21 protein-coding genes are annotated in these 21,458 nt (G+C 67.5%); 14 read left to right on the top strand and 7 right to left on the bottom strand.

Going from position 1 to position 21,458, the window contains the following annotated elements; translation table 11 throughout:
* Window positions 1–711: 711 nt before the first annotated feature.
* A complete protein-coding gene (gene mnmC, locus AB4851_RS16135) occupies window positions 712–2,685 on the bottom strand; it encodes a bifunctional tRNA (5-methylaminomethyl-2-thiouridine)(34)-methyltransferase MnmD/FAD-dependent 5-carboxymethylaminomethyl-2-thiouridine(34) oxidoreductase MnmC (protein WP_414450637.1) in 1,974 nt (657 codons plus the stop codon).
* Window positions 2,686–2,715: 30 nt separating this feature from the next.
* Between mnmC and AB4851_RS16140 the strand changes: the two genes are divergently transcribed.
* Together AB4851_RS16140 and AB4851_RS16145 are read left to right on the top strand one after the other, a co-directional pair.
* Complete coding sequence (locus AB4851_RS16140) at window positions 2,716–3,015, top strand: hypothetical protein (RefSeq protein ID WP_414450638.1); 300 nt, start codon at window positions 2,716–2,718, stop codon at window positions 3,013–3,015.
* A gap of 50 nt (window positions 3,016–3,065) precedes the next feature.
* Window positions 3,066–3,344, top strand: coding sequence for an HU family DNA-binding protein (locus AB4851_RS16145; RefSeq protein ID WP_006401505.1), 279 nt, complete (start codon window positions 3,066–3,068; stop codon window positions 3,342–3,344).
* Window positions 3,345–3,434: 90 nt separating this feature from the next.
* On the opposite strand, the gene AB4851_RS16150 is transcribed toward AB4851_RS16145, so the two are convergent.
* Window positions 3,435–4,745: a GTP-binding protein gene (locus AB4851_RS16150; RefSeq protein ID WP_414450639.1), complete on the bottom strand. Its 1,311-nt coding sequence runs from the start codon at window positions 4,743–4,745 to the stop codon at window positions 3,435–3,437.
* 274 nt (window positions 4,746–5,019) lie between these two features.
* Window positions 5,020–5,475, bottom strand: coding sequence for a lytic transglycosylase domain-containing protein (locus AB4851_RS16155; protein WP_414443501.1), 456 nt, complete (start codon window positions 5,473–5,475; stop codon window positions 5,020–5,022).
* Window positions 5,476–5,843: 368 nt separating this feature from the next.
* Between AB4851_RS16155 and gspD the strand changes: the two genes are divergently transcribed.
* From gspD to gspF, 3 genes are read left to right on the top strand one after another with little or no spacing between them, the layout of a single operon-like run.
* Window positions 5,844–8,189 (top strand): type II secretion system secretin GspD, encoded by a 2,346-nt coding sequence (gene gspD, locus AB4851_RS16160; RefSeq protein ID WP_414450640.1) that lies wholly within the window; start codon window positions 5,844–5,846, stop codon window positions 8,187–8,189.
* Complete coding sequence (gspE, locus tag AB4851_RS16165) at window positions 8,186–9,667, top strand: type II secretion system ATPase GspE (protein WP_414443499.1); 1,482 nt, start codon at window positions 8,186–8,188, stop codon at window positions 9,665–9,667. The genes gspD and gspE overlap by 4 nt, the downstream gene beginning before the upstream one ends.
* A 4-nt stretch (window positions 9,668–9,671) precedes the next feature.
* The gene (gspF, locus tag AB4851_RS16170; protein WP_414450641.1) at window positions 9,672–10,889 is read left to right on the top strand and encodes a type II secretion system inner membrane protein GspF; all 1,218 of its coding nucleotides are present in this window, start codon (window positions 9,672–9,674) and stop codon (window positions 10,887–10,889) included.
* Window positions 10,890–11,025: 136 nt separating this feature from the next.
* On the opposite strand, the gene AB4851_RS16175 is transcribed toward gspF, so the two are convergent.
* A complete protein-coding gene (locus AB4851_RS16175) occupies window positions 11,026–11,436 on the bottom strand; it encodes a hypothetical protein (protein ID WP_414443497.1) in 411 nt (136 codons plus the stop codon).
* A gap of 151 nt (window positions 11,437–11,587) precedes the next feature.
* Here AB4851_RS16175 and gspG point away from each other — a divergent pair, with 151 nt between their 5' ends.
* Genes gspG through AB4851_RS16215 form a run of 8 tightly spaced genes read left to right on the top strand, consistent with a single transcriptional unit; the run spans window position 11,588 to window position 17,549 of the window.
* Window positions 11,588–12,049 (top strand): type II secretion system major pseudopilin GspG, encoded by a 462-nt coding sequence (gene gspG / locus AB4851_RS16180; RefSeq protein WP_414450642.1) that lies wholly within the window; start codon window positions 11,588–11,590, stop codon window positions 12,047–12,049.
* Between the two features lie 51 nt (window positions 12,050–12,100).
* Window positions 12,101–12,592, top strand: coding sequence for a GspH/FimT family pseudopilin (locus AB4851_RS16185; protein ID WP_414450643.1), 492 nt, complete (start codon window positions 12,101–12,103; stop codon window positions 12,590–12,592).
* A gap of 2 nt (window positions 12,593–12,594) precedes the next feature.
* Complete coding sequence (gspI, locus tag AB4851_RS16190) at window positions 12,595–13,005, top strand: type II secretion system minor pseudopilin GspI (protein ID WP_414443494.1); 411 nt, start codon at window positions 12,595–12,597, stop codon at window positions 13,003–13,005.
* Entirely contained in the window at window positions 12,983–13,648 is a 666-nt protein-coding gene (locus tag AB4851_RS16195; protein ID WP_414443493.1) for a type II secretion system protein J, read from the top strand. The genes gspI and AB4851_RS16195 overlap by 23 nt, the downstream gene beginning before the upstream one ends.
* Window positions 13,645–14,778, top strand: a complete 1,134-nt coding sequence (gene gspK, locus AB4851_RS16200; RefSeq protein ID WP_414450644.1) for a type II secretion system minor pseudopilin GspK — start codon at window positions 13,645–13,647, stop codon at window positions 14,776–14,778. Before AB4851_RS16195 ends, gspK begins: the two co-directional genes overlap by 4 nt.
* A 23-nt stretch (window positions 14,779–14,801) precedes the next feature.
* Window positions 14,802–16,220 carry a type II secretion system protein GspL gene (gspL, locus tag AB4851_RS16205; protein WP_414450645.1) on the top strand — a complete coding sequence of 473 codons (1,419 nt, stop codon included), beginning with the start codon at window positions 14,802–14,804 and terminating at the stop codon, window positions 16,218–16,220.
* Window positions 16,217–16,723, top strand: coding sequence for a type II secretion system protein GspM (gspM, locus tag AB4851_RS16210; RefSeq protein WP_414443491.1), 507 nt, complete (start codon window positions 16,217–16,219; stop codon window positions 16,721–16,723). The genes gspL and gspM overlap by 4 nt, the downstream gene beginning before the upstream one ends.
* Before the next feature lie 55 nt (window positions 16,724–16,778).
* Window positions 16,779–17,549 carry a type II secretion system protein N gene (locus AB4851_RS16215; protein ID WP_414450646.1) on the top strand — a complete coding sequence of 257 codons (771 nt, stop codon included), beginning with the start codon at window positions 16,779–16,781 and terminating at the stop codon, window positions 17,547–17,549.
* Between the two features lie 119 nt (window positions 17,550–17,668).
* Here AB4851_RS16215 and AB4851_RS16220 read toward each other — a convergent pair whose 3' ends face one another.
* Window positions 17,669–19,213: an efflux transporter outer membrane subunit gene (locus AB4851_RS16220; RefSeq protein ID WP_414450647.1), complete on the bottom strand. Its 1,545-nt coding sequence runs from the start codon at window positions 19,211–19,213 to the stop codon at window positions 17,669–17,671.
* A 248-nt stretch (window positions 19,214–19,461) separates the two neighbouring features.
* Window positions 19,462–19,725, bottom strand: coding sequence for a multidrug ABC transporter ATPase (locus AB4851_RS16225; protein WP_414450648.1), 264 nt, complete (start codon window positions 19,723–19,725; stop codon window positions 19,462–19,464).
* A 170-nt stretch (window positions 19,726–19,895) separates the two neighbouring features.
* Here AB4851_RS16225 and AB4851_RS16230 point away from each other — a divergent pair, with 170 nt between their 5' ends.
* Window positions 19,896–20,399: a MarR family winged helix-turn-helix transcriptional regulator gene (locus tag AB4851_RS16230; RefSeq protein WP_414450649.1), complete on the top strand. Its 504-nt coding sequence runs from the start codon at window positions 19,896–19,898 to the stop codon at window positions 20,397–20,399.
* Window positions 20,400–20,511: 112 nt separating this feature from the next.
* Here the strand turns inward: AB4851_RS16230 and AB4851_RS16235 are convergent, their stop codons facing one another.
* Complete coding sequence (locus AB4851_RS16235; RefSeq protein ID WP_414450650.1) at window positions 20,512–21,456, bottom strand: LysR substrate-binding domain-containing protein; 945 nt, start codon at window positions 21,454–21,456, stop codon at window positions 20,512–20,514.
* Between the last annotated feature and the right edge of the window lie 2 nt (window positions 21,457–21,458).

A 21,458-nucleotide genomic window follows, 5' to 3' on the forward strand; every position in this document is an offset into this window, starting at 1 on the left:
CGCTGGGTCGAGCGTATCGAACGAAATGGCGCGCTGGCTTGGCTGGTTGCCCCGTTGTTGTTGGTCTGGATCAGGGCGTCATGACACGGGATTTCCCGAATCGCGACGCATGAGGACGCTGCTCGGGAGATGGCCGATCTGACTGCCGGCCTGGCGTGATGGAAACAGCGCGATCTCATCCTCAGATTCCGATTCGCTAGAACTGTTCCTGATGTGCCGCGCCGGTGGCATTCCGGTGCGGCGCAGTGGTGTCCGATTGTGCCACATCTATTTCGCACCGGATCGGATTTATCCGAAGCCTGGCCGCTCGGTAGATGCCATGGGTTTATAACCACAGGTTTACTTGTATGTATACGTAGTAGTAGTTAACAAGGGCATCGATTTTCTGTGGATAACCCCGGTAAACCTCACAGATTCATGGGCTTGCCAAACTCAAAAACCCCGCACAGCCTGTGCGCTCGCACAGCGATTCACAGAACAACTTTTGCTGTGCTGTGGGGCGAACCCAAGTTACCCCGTTTACGTCCACTGTGGTTACACAGGGAACTCACGGGGAAATCACGCGCTTATCCACAGATGCCGGTGGATAAGCTGCCGCGCACAGGTGCAGTTTTCGGGGCGGCTGTGCCGGATCGGGCTGTGGCAAACGGGAATGGGTGAAGATGGAAAGCCGGCGTGCCGCACCATTGGCGCGGCCGGAAGGTGGGGATCTCAGCCGGCGCGGCCCTGGCGCAGGGCGCGGAGCAGGAAGCGTGCGGGGTCGATGGCTTCGGCCAGTTCGCGTTCGATCGGCCAGGGTTCGCCGTCGAGCTGCGAGGCGATCAATTCTGCGCAGAGCGCGGCCCAGATGAAACCGCGCGAGCCGAAGCCGAACGCCCCATAGAGGCCTGCCGCGCGTGGCACATCGCGTGCCTGCGCGCCGGACAGCGAGGCGGCTTGGGCTGCCGCTTCGGGCTCGTCGCCAAGCTCGCCGGTCATCGGCAGACGATCGCTCGCCACGCAGCGGAACGCGACGCGGCCCGCCAGCGCGGCCGGATCTGCAATGACATCGATATCGACGTGGCTGCATGGCAGCAGTGCCGCGAGCCGGGCGAGATTGTCTCGATGATCGCCGGCGCGCAAGGCTGGGTCCGCGTCGTCGGGATCGTAGGTCGCGCCGGTCAGCGCGGTGCCGTCGGCGAACGGGATCAGATAGCCGTCGCCAATCACTGGCAGCGCAACGTCAGGGGCGACGCCGGCCGGCAGCAGGCTCAACTGGCCGCGCACGATCTGCACCGGGGCATGATGCAAGCGCGCGACGCGGGGCGCATCGGCCGCGTTGGCGACGATGGCCACGGATGCCTCGGCCAGCGTTGCGCCCGCCGCATCGACAGCGCGCCATCCGCCGCCGTCGCGGGGCACGAGCTGCGCGACGTCCACACCGTGCAGGCGCGTCAGCCGCTCGCCGGCCATCGCGCATGCGGCACGCGCAAGTGCCGCCGGATCGAGCGAGCCGCCGTGCGGAAAGAACCATCCGCCATGAGCAACATCGGTGCGCAGGCGATCGGCTGCTTGCTCACGCGTGAGCAAGACGGCCAGTGTTTCCGGCATGTCGAGCGCGTCGGCCGCGGCCTGCATGCGAGCGAATTCGTCATCGTCGCAGGCCAGTTGCAGCAAGCCGTTCGCACTGCGCGAGAAGTCGTGATCGGCCGCCTCGAACGCGCGCCAGCGCGACAGCGCATACAGATAACCGGCGCGCGACAGCCTTGCGCCGAAGTTGTCGTCGATCGCGACGAGCGGATGAAACACGCCGGCCGGATTGCCCGAGGCTTCGCATGCGACAGCGTCGTGGCGCTCGATCAGCGTGACGTGCCAGCCGCGTGCGGCAAGACGTTCGGCGAGCGCGCTGCCGGCCAGCCCCGCGCCGATCACGATTGCGTCGCGGGTGCTCGCGTCATGCGCGCGCGGTGGCTCGTGACGACGTACCTTCCAGCGTGGCGCGAAGGTGCCCGCGCAGGCTTCCTCTCGACACGAAAAGCCCGCATTTTGCAGGGCCTTTCGCATTTCATCGTCGATCGTATCGACGGTGAACGTTGCGTTCTCATCGGCCAGTTTGGAGAGCGCGCGACACGTCATGGCCGCGCCTGCATTCCGATTGTTCCGGACTGCGAAGGTATTGACATGGAACGCATCGGCGCGCAACACGAGCGACGACAGCATCGCCTCGGTGTCGCCGAACGCGAGCGTCAAGATCACACGCCCGGCATCGAGTTCGAGCCGATGCAGGCCCGGGGTGAGCATTGGCCACGTATCGACGAGCGTATCGATCAAGCATTCGACACCCGCTTCCCTATTGGTTGCGCTCGCAACCAGATATTTGGCAGCCCGATGCAGATCCTCGCGTGAAAACGGGTGCGACTCGATTGCTACGTAGTGCAGACGTTCGCCGCGCGCCGGATCGGCACGCCAGGCGGACCAGGTGGAGAGGAACTGCAATCCGGCGCCGAAGCCGGTTTCGACGATCGTGAAGCTGCGCCGGCCGCGCCAGCGTTCGGGCAGCCCGTTGCCGTGCAGCAAGCCGCTGCCGGCTTGCGCTGGCGCAGGGTGCGCATCGGCCGCGGCAGGCTGCAACTCGCCGTGAAACGATGAAACGAGCGTGCCGTTTTCAAGGCGCTGAAGCGTGGCAGGGATCAGTCGGTCGGTCATGCGAAACAATCGAAATGGGCCGGCATCGCCGTGGAAGCCCCGCCCCGCCTGGCGTTGGCAAAAACCAACGTCATTGCGCAAGGCTGGGTTCGCACGCTTGACAAGGCCGGGCGGTGCGCTGCAAAAATGCGGGCAACGGCGCTGGAATCCGGCAAAATCCGGATGAAAATCTTTGAAACCCTTGTCGTTATTGGGTTTGCGCTGCGCTATCATAGCAAGCGCCGTAAAGCGGAAGCGCCTCAGGCGCCTTCGCTGTTACGAGGCGCGGCGCAGTCCGACTGCGCCCTGCCGTCGCCGCGAACTGCGATGCTACGGTGGGCGCACTTATAATCGGCGCGTCTGCGCTGTTCGTGTCAACCTAACCTGAGAAAGGAACCTTAATGAACAAACAGGAACTGATCGACGCCGTCGCCGCACAGACGGGCGCCAGCAAGGCACAAACCGGCGAAACGCTGGACACGCTCCTCGAAGTGATCAAGAAGGCCGTGTCGAAAGGCGACGCGGTTCAGTTGATCGGCTTCGGCAGCTTCGGCTCGGGTAAGCGTGCAGCACGTACCGGCCGCAACCCGAAGACGGGCGAAACCATCAAGATTCCGGCTGCCAAGACCGTCAAGTTCACGGCTGGCAAGGCATTCAAGGATGCAGTGAACAAGCGCTAAGTTCTGCGTTTGTTAACGGAAAAACCCGCCTTCCAGGCGGGTTTTTTTCGTCCCCGGCATCACGGCCCGGGGTGCGGCGACGCATCGCGTTCAGTGGCGATGGACGATTTCACCGTCGTGATCATGACCATGATCGTCGTCATGATCGTGCTCCTCGATGTCCCACGCAGGGAACGGATCGGGCAGCGCGTGCCAGGCATCGGGGCCGGCCGCGAATTCGATTTCGTCGAGCAGGCAGGCGTCGAATTTCGCACGCCACGCGTTCGTATCGAGGCCCACGCCGATCAGCACCAGTTCCTGGCGGCGGTCGCCGATTGTCGTGTCGTCCGGATCGCCATGCCAATCGGCGGCGATTTCGTCGAGCAGCGACGGATCGTCGTCCGGCCATTCGCTGCGATCCTGCGCGGCCCACCAGAGCCCCGCCGGCCCATGACGGCACACGCCGCCGGCCTGCGACAGCGAGCCGCCGACATCATGGCGCGTCGCCAGCCAGAAGAAGCCCTTGCTGCGCAGTACCCCCTTCCACTCGTCGTGCAGCAGCGTCCAGAAACGCTGCGGATGAAACGGCCGGCGCGCGCGATACACAAAATGACCGATGCCGAATTCGTCGGGCGTGCCATGCGCATGGGCGCCGTCGCAGGCGTCGCTGCAATCGCCGTTGTGGCGATGTTCGAGCGAGGTGAGCCAGCCCGGCGCGTTCGCGGCGGCCTCGAAATCGAAGCGCCCGGTGCCGATCACCTCGGACACCGGCACGACGCCGAAGCGGCTCACCACCTGATGCGCACGCGGATTGAGGCTGGCGAGAATCCGTTGCAACTGCGCGAGTTGATCCGCTTCCACCAGGTCGGCCTTGTTGATCACCAGCACATCGCAGAATTCGATCTGCTCGATCAGCAGTTCGACCAGTTGGCGATCGTCGTCGCCGGCAGTGGCCAGGCCGCGATCGGCGAGGCCTTGGTCGGAACCGTAATCGCGCAGGAAATTGAACGCGTCGACCACCGTCACCATCGTGTCGAGCCGCGCGACATGTTCGAGCGAATCGCCGTCGTCGTCGACGAACGTGAAGGTTTCGGCGATCGGCATCGGTTCGGCCACGCCGGTCGATTCGACCAGGATCGCGTCGAAACGGCCCTCGGCGGCCAGCCGGCGGATTTCCACCAGCAGGTCGTCGCGCAGCGTGCAGCAGATGCAGCCGTTCGACATCTCGACCAGCCGTTCCTCCACGTGCGACAACGCCGCCTTGTCGTCGACGAGCGCGCCGTCGATATTGACGTCGGCCAGGTCGTTGACGATCACGGCAACGCGCAGGCCGTCGCGGTTGGCGAGCACGTGGTTCAGCAGCGTGGTCTTGCCGGCGCCGAGAAAGCCGGACAGCACGGTAACGGGCAACGGCGAGTTCATGGCGATGGATACCCCGGAAAAAGACGAAAGCAGCCGAGCGCGCGCAGGCGTGGCGGCATGAAAGCCGCATTGTGCATCAAACGCGCGGGCGGGCGGGGACGCCGGGCTGGCTGGGGAGCATCGGCAGAAGAAGCGGGAGAGGAAGCGGCAGAAAGAAACGGGCTGAACGAAGCGGATGAAACGAGGAATACGGCAGGCGAAATCGGTGGGTGGCTACCGGCAGACGGCGGCTCGGCGGTGCGTTCGCACTGTGGCCGTACCGCACCGCTCGCCCTCAGTGCGGCTCGTTCGCCGTCGGCAGCAGACGCCATTTGGCCAGGATCGCCGCGATCTGCCGAGCGTATTTATCGCGCAACGACGGCGTTTCGGAGTGGTAAGCACCTACCGCGGCCCAGGTGTTGCCGAACTTGTTCATCTTCTGGCGCAGGTGCCACGCCGCGATGTAGACGTTCTTGCACGGCTGCATCAGCGTGTCCTTGGTGATCCCGTATTGGGATAGCCGCGACAGATGGATCGAGTTGATCTGCATGATCCCGTAATCGGTCGAACCGTTCGCATTCCGGTTGATCGCGTCGGGTGTGTTGTGGGATTCCTGCCACGCGATGGCGCGAAGGATCAGCGGATTGACCTTCTGATACTTGGCGGCCTCGTCATAACAGTCGGCATGCGCGGGGGCGCTGAAGCCGGCTGCGGCAAGCCACGACACGAAGAGAAAACACCTAATTTGCATTAGGAAGCCTTCAAATAGCTGAAAAAACGGGAAATCGGGGCGGGAAAACCCCCAACGCGGAAAGCGGGCGCAGGCGCTGCGCCGCCCGTATCATACCGGTGCCCTGGCGCATCCCGCCACCGTCCGCAGCGGGTGTTGCGGGCAGCGAACACGGTTTTTTCCAGGGCCTTTTATTTGGAATTCTTGCGAAAACTTGCCGAAAGAAATACGACTCGCAGCAGCCGGGATGATCTGGCTGAAAAAAGCGAGAGGTCTCTCGGACCAATGTGATATTTCGGACACGAAAAGCTGATAATGTCCGTTTTTTGTTTTCCGCAATCACGCTCTACCGTCTGATACGGCCTTACCCGGCATCGACTACCCACCTCATGACAACCACTCGTTTTGCTATGCGGCGCGCTGCAAAAGCGCTCGTCGTCGCCGGAATCGTCGCGTCCCAGATCGCGGTCGCGCACGCCCAGGTCACGCTCAATTTCGTCAATGCCGATATCGATCAGGTGGCCAAGGCCATCGGCGCGGCCACCGGCAAGACGATCATCGTCGACCCGCGTGTGAAGGGGCAGTTGAACCTCATCTCCGAACGATCGGTGCCCGAGGATCAGGCGCTCAAGACGCTGCAATCGGCGTTGCGCATGCAGGGTTTCTCGCTGCTGCAGGACCACGGCGTCCTGAAGGTCGTGCCGGAAGCCGACGCCAAGCTGCAGGGCGTGCCCACCTATATCGGCAATACGCCGCGCGCCACCGGCGACCAGATCGTCACGCAGGTGTTCGAACTGCATAACGAATCGGCCAACAACCTGCTGCCGGTGCTGCGCCCGCTGATCTCGCCGAACAATACCGTGACGGCGTATCCGGCCAACAACACGCTGGTCGTCACCGATTACGCCGACAACGTGCGCCGTATTGCCCAGATCATCGCGGGCGTGGACGGCGCGGCCGGCAACCAGGTCGTGGTGATGCCGCTGCGCAACGCCAACGCGATCGACGTGGCCAGCCAGCTCGGCAAGCTGCTCGACCCGGGCTCGATCGGCAATACCGATGCCACGCTGAAGGTCAGCGTCACGGCCGATCCGCGTACCAACGCCATCCTGCTGCGCGCCTCGAACGGCTCGCGGCTGGCCGCGGCCAAGCGGCTCGTGTCGCAGCTCGACGCGCCGAGCGGCGTGCCGGGCAACATGCACGTGGTGCGGCTGCGCAATGCCGACGCCGTGAAACTTGCAAAAACCTTGCGCGGCATGCTGGGCAAGGGTGACAGCAGCAGCTCCAGCTCGACGAATGACGCCAATTCGTTCAATTCGGGCGGCGGCTCGGGTGGCGGCAGCAACTTCTCGACGGGCACGTCCGGCACCGCTCCGCTGCCGTCGGGTTCGTCCTCGCTGGGCTCCGGTTCCGGCTCGGGCAGCAGCTTCGGCGGTGGCGGCAGCGGCAGCGGCAAGAACGACGGCTTCCTCAGCAGCGACAAGGACAAAAGCGACGACAACCAGCAGGGCGGCATGATCCAGGCCGACGCCGCCACCAATTCGCTGATCATCACCGCGTCGGACCCGGTCTACCGGAACCTGCGCGCCGTGATCGACCAATTGGACGAGCGTCGCGCGCAGGTCTATATCGAGGCGCTGATCGTCGAACTGAATTCCACGACCTCGGCCAACCTGGGCATCCAGTGGCAGGTCGCGAACAACGCGCTGTACGCGGGCAGCTCGCTCGGCACCAACGTGTCGGGCCTCGGCAACACCATCACCGGCCTGACGTCCGCGGCCGCGACGGGCTCGGCGAGCGGCATCAGCGGTGGCGCTGCAGCGGCGGCCTCGCTCACGCCGGGCCTCAATATCGGCTGGCTCAAGAACATGTTCGGCATCACCGGCCTCGGCGCGCTGCTGCAGGCGTTCTCCGGGTCGAGCGACGCGAACGTGCTGTCCACGCCGAATCTGGTCACGCTCGACAACGAGGAAGCCAAGATCGTGGTCGGCCAGAACGTGCCGATCGCCACCGGCTCGTACTCGAACCTGACGAGCGGCAACAGCAACAACGCGTTCAACACCTTCGACCGCCAGGACGTGGGCCTGACGCTGCACGTGAAGCCGCAGATCACCGAAGGCGGGATCCTGAAGCTGCAGATCTACACCGAGGATTCTGCGGTGCTGCCGAGCACCTCGAGCAGCGCCAGCACGATCGGCGTGCCGACCTTCACGAAGCGTTCGATCCAGTCCACCGTGCTGTGCGACAACGGCGAGATCATCGTGCTCGGCGGCTTGATGCAGGATAACTACCAGGCCGGCAACAACAAGGTGCCGCTGCTCGGCGACATCCCCTGGATCGGCCAGTTGTTCCGTTCGGAAGGCAAGCAGCGCTCGAAGACCAACCTGATGGTGTTCCTGCGCCCGGTGATCCTGAGCGATCAATCCACCACGCAGGCGATTACCGCGAACCGCTACGACTACATCCAAGGCGTGCAGGGCGCGTACAAGTCGGACAACAACCTGATCAAGGATCGCGACGATCCGGTCACGCCGCCGATGCCGATCGGCCCGAGCGACGGCGGTTCGCCGGCCGCGAACCTGTTCGACCTGTCGCGCATGACGCGCCGTCCGGGCTATCCGGCGAATCCGGCCAGCGCGCCGGCCGCCACCGCGCCCACCTCGGGCGTGGCCGCGCCGGTGGTCCAGCCGGTGCCCACCCAGGGCGTGACCACCCAGCCGGGAGCGCAGCCGTGAACGACGCCGTCCGGGACGCCCAGAGCGACGCCGGCCCGTCGGCGATCGCCGCGCGCCTGCTGCCCTACGGCTTCGCGAAGGCCGGCCAGATCCTCGTCGCGCAGCAGGACGGCGAGGCGATCGAAGTGTGGATCAGCGATCGCACGACCGATGCGGCGCTGGCCGAGGTTGCCCGCAATTTCGGTGCGCTGACGGCGCGCCGCCTGCCCGCCGACGAGCTTGCCCAGGCGATCAACACCGCCTACGCGCGCCAGGACGGCAGCGCGGCGCAGGTGGTGGGCGAGGTGGAAGGCGAGGTCGATCTGTCGCGCCTGATGCAGGACATCCCCGAGGTGGAGGACCTGCTCGAATCGGAAGACGATGCGCCGATCATCCGCATGATCAACGCGCTGCTGACGCAGGCCGCGCGCGAACAGGCGTCGGACATCCACATCGAGCCGTTCGAGAACGCCTCGGTGGTGCGCTTCCGCGTGGACGGCACGCTGCGCGACGTGGTGCGCCCGAAGAAGGCGCTGCACGGCGCGCTGATCTCGCGGATCAAGATCATGGCGCAGCTCGACATCGCCGAGAAACGCCTGCCGCAGGACGGCCGGATCACGCTGCGGGTGGGCGGCCGCCCGGTGGACGTGCGGGTGTCGACGCTGCCGACCGGCCATGGCGAGCGCGCGGTGCTGCGCTTGCTCGAAAAGGATTCGAAGCGCCTCAATCTCGAAGCGCTCGGCATGGGCGGCGATACGCTCAGGCAGTTCGACAAGCTGATCGCGCGGCCGCACGGCATCGTGCTGGTCACCGGCCCGACCGGCTCGGGCAAGACCACCACGCTCTACGCGGCGATGTCGCGGCTCGAAACCGCCACCACCAACATCATGACGGTGGAAGATCCGATCGAATACGACCTGTCCGGCATCGGCCAGACGCAGGTGAACGAGCGGATCGGCATGAATTTCGCACGTGCGCTGCGTTCGATCCTGCGTCAGGACCCGGACGTCATCATGATCGGCGAAATCCGCGACCTCGAAACCGCGCAGATCGCCGTGCAGGCCTCGCTGACGGGCCACCTGGTGCTGGCCACGCTGCACACCAACGACGCGGCGTCCGCCGTCACGCGTCTGACCGACATGGGCGTCGAGCCGTATCTGCTGGCGTCGTCGCTGCTCGGCGTGCTCGCGCAGCGGCTGGTGCGTCAGCTGTGCCCGCATTGCAAGGCGCCGCGCGAGGAAGACGGCCGCATCCGCTATCACCCGGTCGGCTGCGAGAAATGCGGCCATTCGGGCTATTCGGGCCGGCGCGGCGTGTACGAGCTGCTGACGCTCGACGACGACATCCGCTCGCTGGTCCACCGCAACGCACCCGATTCGGAGATCCTCGCCTCGGGCCGCGCCCGTGGCATGCGCACGCTGCGCGACGACGCGGAGCGCTGGATCGAGCAGGGCAACACGTCGCTCGAGGAAGTGCTGCGCGTGACAGGAGGCGCATAGCGCGATGCCGGCATTCCGTTTCGAAGCAATCGACGCAGGCGGCCGCCCTCAGAAAGGCGTGATCGAGGCCGACAGCGCGCGCGCCGCGCGCGGCCAGTTGCGCACCCAGGGCCTCACGCCGCTGGTGGTCGAGCCGGCCGCCAGGCGCACGGCCGGGCAGCGCAAGCAGCGCCTGTCGATCGGCCGCAAGATGTCGCAGCGCGAGCAGGCGATCCTCACGCGTCAGCTCGCCAGCCTGCTGACCGCCGGGCTGCCGCTCGGCGAGGCGCTGGCCGTGCTGACCGAGCAGGCCGAGCGCGATTACATCCGCGAACTGATGGCGGCGATCCGCGCCGAGGTGCTGGGCGGCCATTCGCTGGCCAGCGCGCTGGCGGAGCACCCGCGCGATTTCCCCGAGATCTACCGCGCGCTGGTCGCGGCCGGCGAACACACCGGCAAGCTCGGCCTCGTGCTGTCGCGCCTGGCCGACTACATCGAGCAGCGCAACGCGCTCAAGCAGAAGATCGTGCTGGCCTTCACCTACCCGGGCATCGTCACGCTGATCGCGCTCGGCATCGTCACGTTCCTGCTCAGTTACGTGGTGCCGCAGGTGGTCAACGTGTTCGCGAGCACCAAGCAGCAGTTGCCGGTGCTGACGGTGGTGATGATGGCGCTGTCCGCGTTCGTGCGGAACTGGTGGTGGGCGATCCTGATCGGCGTGGCGCTGGTGATCTGGGCCGCGAAGGCCACGCTGTCGCGCGAAGGCCCGCGTCTCGCGTTCGACCGCTGGCTGCTCGGCGCGCCGCTGGCCGGCAAGCTGGTGCGCGGCTACAACACGGTGCGCTTCGCGAGCACGCTGGCGATCCTGACCGCGGCCGGCGTGCCGATCCTGCGCGCGCTGCAGGCCGCGGGCGAAACGCTGAGCAACCGCGCGATGAGCCGCAACATCGAGGACGCCATCATCCGCGTGCGGGAAGGCACCTCGCTGTCGCGCGCGCTCAATCACGTCAAGACGTTCCCGCCGGTGCTGGTGCACCTGATCCGTTCGGGCGAGGCCACCGGCGACGTCACGACCATGCTCGACCGCGCGGCCGAAGGTGAGGCGCGCGAACTCGAGCGCCGCACCATGTTCATGACGAGCCTGCTCGAACCGCTGCTGATCCTGGCGATGGGCGGCATCGTGCTGGTGATCGTGCTGGCTGTGATGTTGCCGATCATCGACCTGAACAACATGGTGCAGTGAGGCGGCGGCAGGCAGGCGGAACGCGTGGAGCAAGCAAAACGGGCCGCACGATGCGGCCCGCTTGCGGAATGAACGGCAGGCCCTGATGCGGGCTGCCCCGACGGCAACGCCGGGGTGGCATCAGGGCAACGGCGGCTCAGCGAACGTAGATGGTGGCGCCGGGCGCGTTGGCCGGCAGGAAGATTTCGGTGTGCGCACCGTTGCGGTCGATCACGATCGAGCGCGCGCGGACTTCGGCGAGCTTGGTGCCCTGCATGATGTTGCTGCCCAGCGTGATCGCGCGGGCCGGGTCGCCGCCCGCGCCAATGATCGCGGCGGCACCCTGACGCAGCGAGAGGATGCCGAACAGGTGGATGTCCTGTACCGGGTTGTGCGTGAGCTGCCCGCCGAACAGCGCGGCAGCGTCCTCCGTGCGCAAGGGTGCGCGCGCGGCGGCGGCGGGTAGTGGGGCCTGATGCGCCGAGAGCGTGATGGCCCAGTAAGTGGCCGTCGCGCACAAAGCCGCGAAGAGGGCGAGGGAGAGGATCCGGATCGAGAGCGCGTTCATGCGGGCTATTGTACGGACGATTATGTGAAATTTGCGTTGGGTGAAAGCCCGAAGCAGGGGCCGTCTTACAATGCGGCTTCGCTGCGCGGGCGGTGTGCCTGCCGGCGCCATTCAATATTGACTGACTGTTTTTGAAAGAGAGGTTTCACCCATGCAAACGTGGATCAATCGCCGCCCGCAAGCCGCGCATCGCCCGAACGGCCAACGCGGTTTCACGCTGATCGAGATCATGGTCGTGATCGCGATTCTCGGCATTCTCGCGGCGCTGATCGTGCCGAAGATCATGAGCCGCCCGGACGAAGCGCGCCGGGTCGCCGCCAAGCAGGACATCGGCACCGTCATGCAGGCGCTGAAGCTGTATCGCCTCGACAACGGCCGCTACCCGACCCAGGAGCAGGGCCTGCAGGCGCTGACCGCCAAGCCCACCACCGATCCGGTGCCGAACAACTGGAAGGACGGCGGCTATCTCGAACGCCTGCCGAACGACCCGTGGGGCAACCCGTACAAGTACCTGAACCCGGGCGTGCACGGCGAAATCGACGTGTTCAGCTACGGCGCCGATGCGAAGGAAGGCGGCGAGAACAACGACGCCGACATCGGGTCCTGGCAGTAACGTCCCGCCCGCGCGGCCGATCGATACCGTTCCTTTTACCCTTCGTTTGTCATGCGAACCCCCGGCACTGCCCTGCTGCGTTCTCCGCCCCGGCGGATGCACGGCTTCACGCTGCTCGAGATGATGGTCGTGCTCGTGATCGCGGGGATCCTCGTGACGGCGGCCACGCTGACCATGCGGCGCAATCCGCGCACCGACCTCCACGAGGAAGCGGTGCGCGTCTCGCTGCTGCTCGAAAGCGCCGGCGACGAGGCCCAGGTTCGCGCCCGGCCGATCGCCTGGCAGCCCACCGAGCACGGCTTCCGTTTCGACATCCGCAGCCAGGACGGCTGGCGCACGCTGCGCGACGACCTGTTGCGCCCGCGCGACTGGGATGGCGGCGTGACCGGCGCGAGCATCGATTACCCGGGTTCCGATACACAAGTGAACCGGATCGTCTTCGGCACCGAACCGATCGACGTGCCGGTGCGCGTCACGCTCTATTCCGCGATCGGCAGCGCGACGATCGTCGGCACCGGCAACGGCCGCTACGAGGTGCGCTGACCATGTCCGCCCGGCTCACCCCTGCACCGCGCCGCGCCTCGCGCGCACGCGGCTTCACGATGATCGAGGTGCTGATCGCGCTGGCCATCATCGCGATCGCGCTGGCCGCGTCGATCCGCGCGGTCGGCACGCTCGCCAGCAATGCCGGCGCGCTGAACGACCGCCTGCTGGCAAGCTGGAGCGCCGACGACGTGCTCGGCCAGCTGCGGCTCGCGCACGCCTGGCCCGAGGTCGGCGAGCAAACCTTCGATTGCTCCCAGGGCAATCTCGAACTGAGCTGCACGCAGCGCGTCAAGACCACGCCGAACCCGGTGTTCCGGCGCGTCGAGGTGTCGGTCAGCAAGACCGGCGAGAAAGGCGTGCTCGCGCAGATGGTGACGGTGGTGGCGAATGAAACCAATCGTTCGCTCTGAGCGCCGCGCGCGCGGCTTCACGCTGATCGAGCTGCTGATCGCGATCGCGATCATGGCGGTGCTCGCGCTGCTGTCGTGGCGCGGGCTCGATCAGGTGATCCGCGGCCGCAATCACGTGGAAGCGGTGATGGAGGACGAGCGCACCTTCGCGCAGATGTTCGACCAGATGCGCATCGACGCGCGCCGCGCCGTCAGCGACGACGAAGCCGGCCAGCCGGCCGTGCGCGTGTCCGGCAACACCTTGCAGATCGTCCGCTATTTCGACACGCCCGGCGGCGCTCCGCGCCTGCAGATCGTGCGCTACCTGATCGCGTCGGGCCGCGTGGTGCGCCACGCCTCGCCGCCCATTTCCGACGCGCGCGTGCTGCGCGGCATGCTCGGCAGCGACAGCCTCGACGGCTGGAGCAGCGTGCCGCTGATGCGCGGCGTCGGCTCGATCACGGCGCGCATCTACGTGCCGAAGGTCGGCTGGACCATCAACATGCCGAGCGCCGACGACGCGCTCGCCAAGAACAACCAGGCGATGAAGCAGCCGATCGTCGGCAACGGGCCGCCCGAGCGTTCGGTCACGGGGCTCGAGGTCGGCATCGGCGCCACCTCGCTGCACAAGCCGATCCGGCGCGTGTTCCTGATCGGGGAATGACGATGCGCACCTTCCGGCCGCTGCCGCCCTCCTCTGCTGCCTTGCCCGCCCGGCCCGGTGCACGCCGCCAGCGCGGCGTCGCGATCATCAGCGCGCTGCTGGTGGTGGCGCTTACCGCGATCCTCGTGTCGGGCATGCTCTGGCGCCAGCAGGTGCAGATCCGCCGCATCGAGAACCAGCGCCTGCTGATGCAGGCGCAATGGGTGGCGCGCGGCGCGCTCGACTGGACCCGCATGATCCTGCGCTCGGAAGGCGACACCTCGCCCGGCGTCACGTACCTGGGCGGCATCTGGGCGGTGCCGATCGCGAAGACCCGGCTGTCCGATTTCCTCGGCAAGATCGGCGTCACCGATGTCTCGGGCGACGACGACACTTATCTATCCGGCGACATCGAGGACGCGCAGGCGCGCTTCAACCTGCGCAACCTGGTGACCACGCCCGCGCCCGGCGTGCTGCAGCTCAACGCGTCGGCGATCGGCACGCTCAAGCGCTTGCTGACCTCGCTGTCGATCGATTCGCAACTGGCGCTGCGCATCGCGCAGCAGATGCGCGCCGCGCTGCGCAATTCGGCCACGCGCTTCCAGATGGCCAACGCGCCCGGCACCGCCGGCGTGCCGGTGCCGACCGGCGGCAATACCAATTCGGGCCAGCCCGACCCCGGTTTCGAGGACGACGACGGCGGCACCGACGCGAGCCACGGCGCCTCGCCGATCGTGCCGATCAGCGTGGCCTCGCTGCTCGACGTAAACGGCGTGACGCCCGAGGTCGTCGAGCGGCTGCGGCCGTTCGTGACGGTGCTGCCCACCGTCACGCCGGTCAACCTCAATACCGCGCGCGCCGAGGTGATCGCGGCGCTGCTGCCGGGGCTGTCGGTGTCGTCGGCGCAGACGCTGGTGGCGCGCCGCGAGAACGTGTTTTTCCGCAACGTCGGCGACGCCCAGCTCGCGCTGCAGGCCACCGGCGTGCCGAATACGCTGCTGGATCCCACCCAGATCGACGTGACCAGCAGTTATTTCATCGTTCACGGGCATATTGAGCACGGGCGCGCGGAGATCGACCGCAATTCGCTCGTGTATCGCGATTCGATGACGCACACCACGCGCGTCGTGCGGATATCCGATCAGCTATAACAACGCCATCCGGGAGAGGTGTCTTGAGCACGTTGATTGTTGTTTTGCCGCCGCGCGAACCGGCCGTGCCGCTGCCGGAGTGGCAATGGCCCGAATTGTCGTTCGCGCTCGTCGACAAGGCCGGCCATACGCAACGCGCGGGCCGTGCATCGCTGGCGTCGCTGCCGCATGCCGCCGCCACGGTGCTGGTGGTGGCCGCGCGCGACCTGCTGCTGCTGGCCGCCGCCGTGCCCGCCGTGAAGGGGCCGAAGCTGCGCCAGGCGCTGCCGAACATCGTCGAGGACTACCTGATCCAGGACCCGCAGGCGTGCCATATCGCCGTCGATCCGGTTGCGTTGCCCGATGGCCGGCGCGTGCTGGCCGTGATCGACCGCGAGTGGTTCCGCTTCGCGATCGAGGCGTTCAAGGCGGCCGGCCATCGCGCGATCCGCGCCGTGCCGGCCACGCGCTGCCTGCCGCTGCCCGACGGGGCGCCGCTCGCGCCCGCCGCCGAGCCGGTGCCGGCCGCCGGTGAGGATGACGATGCGCACGGCATCACCGAAGCCGCCGTGATCTCGCCGGCCGAAGCGCCGGCGGTAGTGGCGGCCCACACCGGCGCGAACGGCGAGCCGCTGCGGGTGCCGATCGTGGCCGCCATCGTGGCGCGCATCGATTCGATGCCGGTGGATGCGGCGCTGTCGATCGCGGCCGCGCCGCGCGTCGAACTCGCCATCGCGCGCGGCCTGCTTGGCGAAGGGCTGACCGCGCCGGCCGCCTCGGCCGGTTCCACGCTGGCCGCGCTGACCGCCGGGGCACCGTTCGAGCTGTATCAGCTCGGCGCGCCCGGTGCGGAGCCGCAACTCGCCTCGATCACCCCGCAGGCCGCGCCCGACGCGATTCCGGGCACCACGCCGCTGCCGTTCGACGCGTTCGCGCGGCGCGCGCGCGAAGCCCGCTTCAACCTCTGCCAGTTCGATTTCGAAGCGATGCCGTGGCGCTTCGACCGGGCCACCATTTCGCGCCTGAAGCTGCCGGCCGCGCTGGCGGCCGTCACGCTGGTGATCGCCGTGATCGGCATCAACATCCACTGGTGGCGGCTGGCGCACGAGCGCGACGCGCTGTCGGCGCAGATCACCGAAACGCTGCTGACGGCGTTCCCGAAAACCACCGTGGTGCTCGATCCGCCCGCGCAGATGACGCGCCAGATCGACCAGTTGCGGGTGGCGGCCGGCGAGCTGTCGCCGAACGATTTCCTGGCGCTGGCCAGCGGCGTGGCGCGTTCGCTCGGGCCGCTGCCGGCCAACGGCATCGCCTCGCTCGATTATCACGACCGCCGGCTCGACGTCGGCTTCAAGCCCGAGGTGAAGGTCGATCCCGATTTCGGCACGCGCCTCGCGCGTAACGGCCTGACGGGCGAGATCGACAGCAGCACGGGCAAATGGACCATCCGGAGCGGATCATGAAGGCGGAGTTGACCGAAACCCTGACCCAGTTCTGGGACGAGCGCAATTCGCGCGAAAAGATGTTGCTCGGCTGGGGCGGTGCGTTGCTGGTGGCGTACGTGCTGTATTCGCTGCTGTGGGCGCCGGCGCAGGACAACAGCGAGCGCATCGCGCACGCGCTGCCGGCGATGCGCCTGCAACTGGCGCAGATGACCGAGCAGGCCAACGAGGCGCGCTCGCTGGCCGCCGCCGCGCAGGGCGTCGCGCCCACCGGCGTGGCGCTGCGCGACGCGCTGAACGGCTCGCTGACCGACCACGGCATCACCGCCGCGCAGGTGCAGGTGGTGGGCAACGGCGTGCAGGTGCAGTTGAAGAACGTGGCGTTCCCGATCTGGACGCAATGGGCCGACGACGTGCGCAAGCAGTTCAAGGTACAGGTGGGCGAGGCGCATGCCACCGCCCTGAAGGAAGACGGCCAGGTGGACCTGACCGTCGTGATGCAACCGTCGAGCGTCAACAAGTGAAACCCATGGAAGCACGCAACCCAGCCCGCGGCATGATGTCGGGAGCGGTAAGCCAATGAGCTTGTGGAGGCGAATTCGCGCGGCGCTGCCGTGGTGCCTGACCGGCGTGCTGGCGATCGGCGTGGTGATCGTCGCGCTGCTGCCCGCCGCGTGGGTCACGCCGCAGTTCTCGCGCGCGACCGGCGGGCACGTCAATCTGGTCGATCCCGACGGCTCGCTGTGGCACGGCTCGGCCACGCTGCTGCTGGCGCCGGGCAGCGACCGCAGCACCTCGACGCTGCTGCCGGGCCGGATCGAATGGCGCACCGCGTTCTGGCCGCTGTTCACGGGCCGCGTGCAGATGCAGATGCGCCAGACCCAGGCGATGCCCGATCCCGTCACCGTCAACGCCACGCTGCGCGGCGCGACCGTGTCGGCCGGCGCGATGGCCGTGCCGGCCTCGCTGCTGGCCGGGCTCGGCACGCCGTTCAACACGCTCGACCTGCAGGGCGACGTGCGGATCGACTGGAGCGACTGGCGGCTGTTCGGCCAGGACGTGTTCGGGCGGCTCACCGTCACCATGCACGACGTCAGCTCGCGGATCTCGATCGTCAAGCCGCTCGGCTCGTATCGCGCCGTCTGGCAGGCACAGGGGGCGAACTCCACGCTCGATCTGTCCACGCTGAACGGGCCGTTGACGCTGGAAGGGCACGGCACGTTCGCGGGCGCCACCTCGGTGTTCAACGGCACGGCCGAGGCCGACGAAGCGCATCGCGAGAACCTCGCGGGGCTGCTGAACCTGCTCGGCAAGCCGATCGGCCCGGGCAAGGTCACGCTGACGTTCTGAGCAGGATGCGCCCGGCGGTGCAAGGCGGCCGGGCGATGCAAGAGGAAAAGACAGGAACACGGCGCGGCGGTGCGCAGGCCGCCGCGCCCGGCCTCACCGGGCCGACGTCATGCGGGCGTTCAGCCCTTGGCGGCCGACGCCGACGAGGCGGCCACCGGCGCGGCAGCCGGCGTTGAAGCCGAGGCCGGTGCGGGTGCGGCCACGCCGCCCGTCTCGCGATCCATCTGCGAGACGTCCCATCCGCCGCCCAGCGATTTCACGAGATTCACCGACGACACCATCCGGCTGCCCGACAGCGTGACGAGCTTCTGCTCGGCCGTAAACGCCGTGGTTTGCGCCGTCAGCACGCTCAGGAAGGCCACGGTGCCGGCCTTGTACTGGTTCGTGATGATGTCGAGCGCGTGTTGCGCCGATTCCACGGCCTGGCGCTGCACGACGATCTCGTTGGCGAGGATGCGCTGCGAGGCGAGGTTGTCCTCGACGTCCTGGAACGCGGTCAGCACGGCCGCGCGGTATTCGGCGACGGTCTGGTCGTAGCTGGCGCGCGCGGCGTCGGTTTGCGCGGCGCGCAGGCCCGCGTCGAACAGCGTGGCGGCCAGTTGCGGGCCGACCGTCCAGACTCGCGACGGCAGCGAGAACAGTTGCGACCAGGCCGAGCTTTGCACGCCGCCGGTGGCCGACAGCGTGAGGGTCGGGAAGAACGCGGCGATGGCCACGCCGATCTGCTCGTTGGCGGCGGCCGCGCGGCGCTCGGCGGCGGCCACGTCGGGCCGGCGTTCGAGGATCACCGACGGCACCACGGCCGGGGTGGCCGGCGGTTCGGCCGTCAGCGGCATCGGCCCGAGCGCGAAGCTGGAGGCCGGCACGCCGATCAGCGTGGCGATCGCATGCTCGAATTGCGCGCGGGCGATGCCGTTGTCGATCGCGGCGGCCTGCGCCGACTGGAGCTGGGTTTGCGCCTGGATCACGTCCGAGCGCGCGGCCACGCCCTGCGCATATTGGTTCTGCGTCAGTTGCAGCGAGCGCTGGAAGGCGGCGACGGTGTCGTCGAGCAGCTTCTGCGCGGCGTCCGTTTCGCGTAGCTGGAAGTAGGTTTGCGCAAGCGTGCCCTGCGCCGACAGTCGCGCATTCGCCAGATCGGCGGCGGCGGCCTGCTGGCCGGCCTTCTCGGAACTGACGGTGCGGCTGACCTTGCCCCACAGGTCGGGCTCCCACGAGGCGTCGAGGCCGGCGCTGTACGCGGTGCTGTTGCTGCGGCCGGTGGTGAAGCCCTGCGTGGAGCCGCCGGGGCTGGACGAACGGGTGCCGCCGAAGGTGGCGCCGAGCGTCGGGAAGTAGGCCGCGCGGGCCTGCGCGACCTGCGCGCGGGCCTGCCGGTAGGCTGCGGCGAATTGCGCGATCGACTGGTTGGCGGCGTCGAGCTTGGTCATCAGGTCGTCGAGCTGCGGATCCTGATAGACGCTCCACCACGCGCCGCGATCGGTGCGGTCGTCCGGTTGCGCGACCTTCCAGCCGTCCGGCGCTTCCTTGTACGCGGCCGGGATCGACACGTCGGGGCGATGGTAGTCGGGGCCGACCGCACATCCGGCGAAGAGCGCCGCGACGGCGGCGGACACGGCGATGCGCAGCGCATGACGTGACCGCGAGGGGAAAACTGGCTGCATGGACTGGATTCCTGTCTGGGCGCCGCCCGCTCGCGGGCCGGCGAACGATGCGGCTACCGGCGCGGCGGCGGCCGGCCTGGCCGGAATGGTAACTGACGAATGCGGCAAAAACGAACCGGAAAGCCGTAAGGGTAAAGGCTGGGTGCGTGCGCAGGTGTTACCGGGAGGGAGGGCGTGGTTACAGGCGATTACGGCGCAGAAAGGTCGGCCGGCGGGGCGGGCCGCGCCGGCGGGTGGGCGTCAGCGCGTCAATGTACGGGATGGGGCGGCTGCGGCGGTGTGACAAGCGCGAGTAGGCGCTGCCACGACGACGGCTCGTCGGCCGTCGCCTTGCCGTCCCGCGCGCGCTGGCGCCGCTGCTCGAACCAGGCAAAACCGAGCGCCGCCAGCGAGCCGCCCGGCAGCACCAGCATCGCCACCATCAACGCGAGCTTCCAGCCGCGCGGCGAGCGGGCGAGCAAGGGACGGGCGTAACGGCGCAGGGCGCTGGCGATCGGGATCAGGAACGGCATGACGAACTTCCTCGGCGAATGGCTCAAAGGCGGTTCAGGCAAGAGTGGGCTGGGTGCTCGCGGATGTCTGAAACGAAAGAATGATTGCCTGAAATAATATTGACCATGCAATCAATTTTCAAGATACTGGGCGAGAATTTATCTCGGAAACAACACTTTTCGCCCGCGCGATGACCCTCCTTTACGATCCCCGCAGCATCGATTTGGAAACGAGCGTCGGTTTCTACCTGACGCGCGCGCGGCAGGCGTTCGTCGAGCGGATGGATCACGCGCTCGCGCCGCTCGGGCTGACCGCGCAGCAGATCGGCGTGATGTTGATGCTGGCGCGCGGCGAGGCCGGCACGCCGCTCGAACTGTCGCGGCGGCTTTGCTACGACAGCGGCTCGATGACGCGCATGCTCGACCGGCTCGAAAAGAAGGGGCTGCTGGAGCGCCGGCGCAGCGCGGCGGACCGCCGCGTGATCGAGCTGGCGCTGACCGAGCGCGGCGCGCAAGCCGCGCAGGCGCTGCCGGGGCTGGTGGCCGGCGAGCTGAATGCGCAGCTGACGGGTTTCTCGGCCGACGAGTTGCACACCATGACCTCGCTGTTGCAGCGTTTCATCGCGAATACGCCGGAAACGGCCGCTGCGGCGGCTGTGACGTTGACCACGCCGGACGCGCCCGTCGGAGCCTGAGAAGCATCGAATCCCGGCTGCTGGCCTGGCCGTAATCGACCGTTTTCCCGCTGGTTCATCCTTGCCACGGCAGCAATCGACCTGACATGGGCCTGGCGCCGTATCGCCGCGCTTATCGCCGCCCGCCGTCCTGCCCCCAGATCCGCAGGCTGTCGAACGCCAGATCGCTGCCCGGATCGGCCGGGCCGACCTCGCGCGCCACCTCGAGCCAGGCGCGCGCCGCATGCGACAGGTATCCGCGCTTGAGCCAGCCCACCGCGATCGACCACTGGATTTCCGGTTCGACGATCGGCCGGCAACTGAACTGGGCCGGATCGAGCCGGCGGCAATACGGCTCGGGCAGCAATGCGATGCCCACGCCGGCATGCACCAGCGCCGCCATGAAATCCCAATGCCCGCTGCGGCTGACGATCGACGGCGTGAAGCCGGCCTGCGCGCAGGCGTCGAGCACGGCCTGGTGCAGCGCGAGCGCCTCGGCGTAGAACACGAACGGTTCCTCGGCCAGATCGGCCAGCGCCACCGTATCGTCGCGATCCCAGCGCGCACCGCGCCGCGCCACCAGCCAGAGCGGCGCGCGCACCATGCGCAGCACGTCGAACACGGCCGGATCGACCGGCTCCAGCACCCCGCCCAGTTCGAGTTCGCCGGCCGCGAGCGCCGTCTCGATGGTGCGCGCGCCCTGCTCGTAGAGCTTCAGTTCGATGTTCGGATAGCGCTGGCGGAACGCCGCGATGGCGGGCGTGAAGGCGGCGCCGCCGAGCGGCGGAATGCCGATGGTCAGCTCGCCGCGCCCCAGTTCGGCCAGATCGTCGAGTTCGGCCTGCAACTGCGCCTGCGCGGCAAGCACGTCCTGGCCGCGCTGGTAGACGATCCGCCCGGCGTCGGTCAGCGTCATCTGGCGGCTGTCGCGCAGCAGCAGCGGCGAACCGACCTCGTCCTCCAGCGCCTTGACCATCTTGCTGATGGTCGGCTGGGTCACGAACATTTGCTCGGCCGCCGCCGTGAAGCTTTGCTGGCGGACCACCTCGACGAAATAACGCAGCGCACGCAGTTCCATCA

The organism is Burkholderia sp. 22PA0099, assembly GCF_047497165.1.
Lineage (GTDB): Bacteria > Pseudomonadota > Gammaproteobacteria > Burkholderiales > Burkholderiaceae > Burkholderia.

Coding starts and splice junctions, on each gene's coding strand:
- mnmC (WP_414450637.1), bottom strand. CDS start 2,685: ATGACCGACCGACTGATCCCTGCCACGCTTCAGCGCCTTGAAAACGGC.
- AB4851_RS16145 (WP_006401505.1), top strand. CDS start 3,066: ATGAACAAACAGGAACTGATCGACGCCGTCGCCGCACAGACGGGCGCC.
- AB4851_RS16150 (WP_414450639.1), bottom strand. CDS start 4,745: ATGAACTCGCCGTTGCCCGTTACCGTGCTGTCCGGCTTTCTCGGCGCC.
- AB4851_RS16155 (WP_414443501.1), bottom strand. CDS start 5,475: ATGCAAATTAGGTGTTTTCTCTTCGTGTCGTGGCTTGCCGCAGCCGGC.
- gspD (WP_414450640.1), top strand. CDS start 5,844: ATGACAACCACTCGTTTTGCTATGCGGCGCGCTGCAAAAGCGCTCGTC.
- gspF (WP_414450641.1), top strand. CDS start 9,672: ATGCCGGCATTCCGTTTCGAAGCAATCGACGCAGGCGGCCGCCCTCAG.
- AB4851_RS16175 (WP_414443497.1), bottom strand. CDS start 11,436: ATGAACGCGCTCTCGATCCGGATCCTCTCCCTCGCCCTCTTCGCGGCT.
- gspG (WP_414450642.1), top strand. CDS start 11,588: ATGCAAACGTGGATCAATCGCCGCCCGCAAGCCGCGCATCGCCCGAAC.
- AB4851_RS16185 (WP_414450643.1), top strand. CDS start 12,101: ATGCGAACCCCCGGCACTGCCCTGCTGCGTTCTCCGCCCCGGCGGATG.
- gspI (WP_414443494.1), top strand. CDS start 12,595: ATGTCCGCCCGGCTCACCCCTGCACCGCGCCGCGCCTCGCGCGCACGC.
- AB4851_RS16195 (WP_414443493.1), top strand. CDS start 12,983: ATGAAACCAATCGTTCGCTCTGAGCGCCGCGCGCGCGGCTTCACGCTG.
- gspK (WP_414450644.1), top strand. CDS start 13,645: ATGACGATGCGCACCTTCCGGCCGCTGCCGCCCTCCTCTGCTGCCTTG.
- gspM (WP_414443491.1), top strand. CDS start 16,217: ATGAAGGCGGAGTTGACCGAAACCCTGACCCAGTTCTGGGACGAGCGC.
- AB4851_RS16215 (WP_414450646.1), top strand. CDS start 16,779: ATGAGCTTGTGGAGGCGAATTCGCGCGGCGCTGCCGTGGTGCCTGACC.
- AB4851_RS16220 (WP_414450647.1), bottom strand. CDS start 19,213: ATGCAGCCAGTTTTCCCCTCGCGGTCACGTCATGCGCTGCGCATCGCC.
- AB4851_RS16225 (WP_414450648.1), bottom strand. CDS start 19,725: ATGCCGTTCCTGATCCCGATCGCCAGCGCCCTGCGCCGTTACGCCCGT.
- AB4851_RS16230 (WP_414450649.1), top strand. CDS start 19,896: ATGACCCTCCTTTACGATCCCCGCAGCATCGATTTGGAAACGAGCGTC.
- AB4851_RS16235 (WP_414450650.1), bottom strand. CDS start 21,456: ATGGAACTGCGTGCGCTGCGTTATTTCGTCGAGGTGGTCCGCCAGCAA.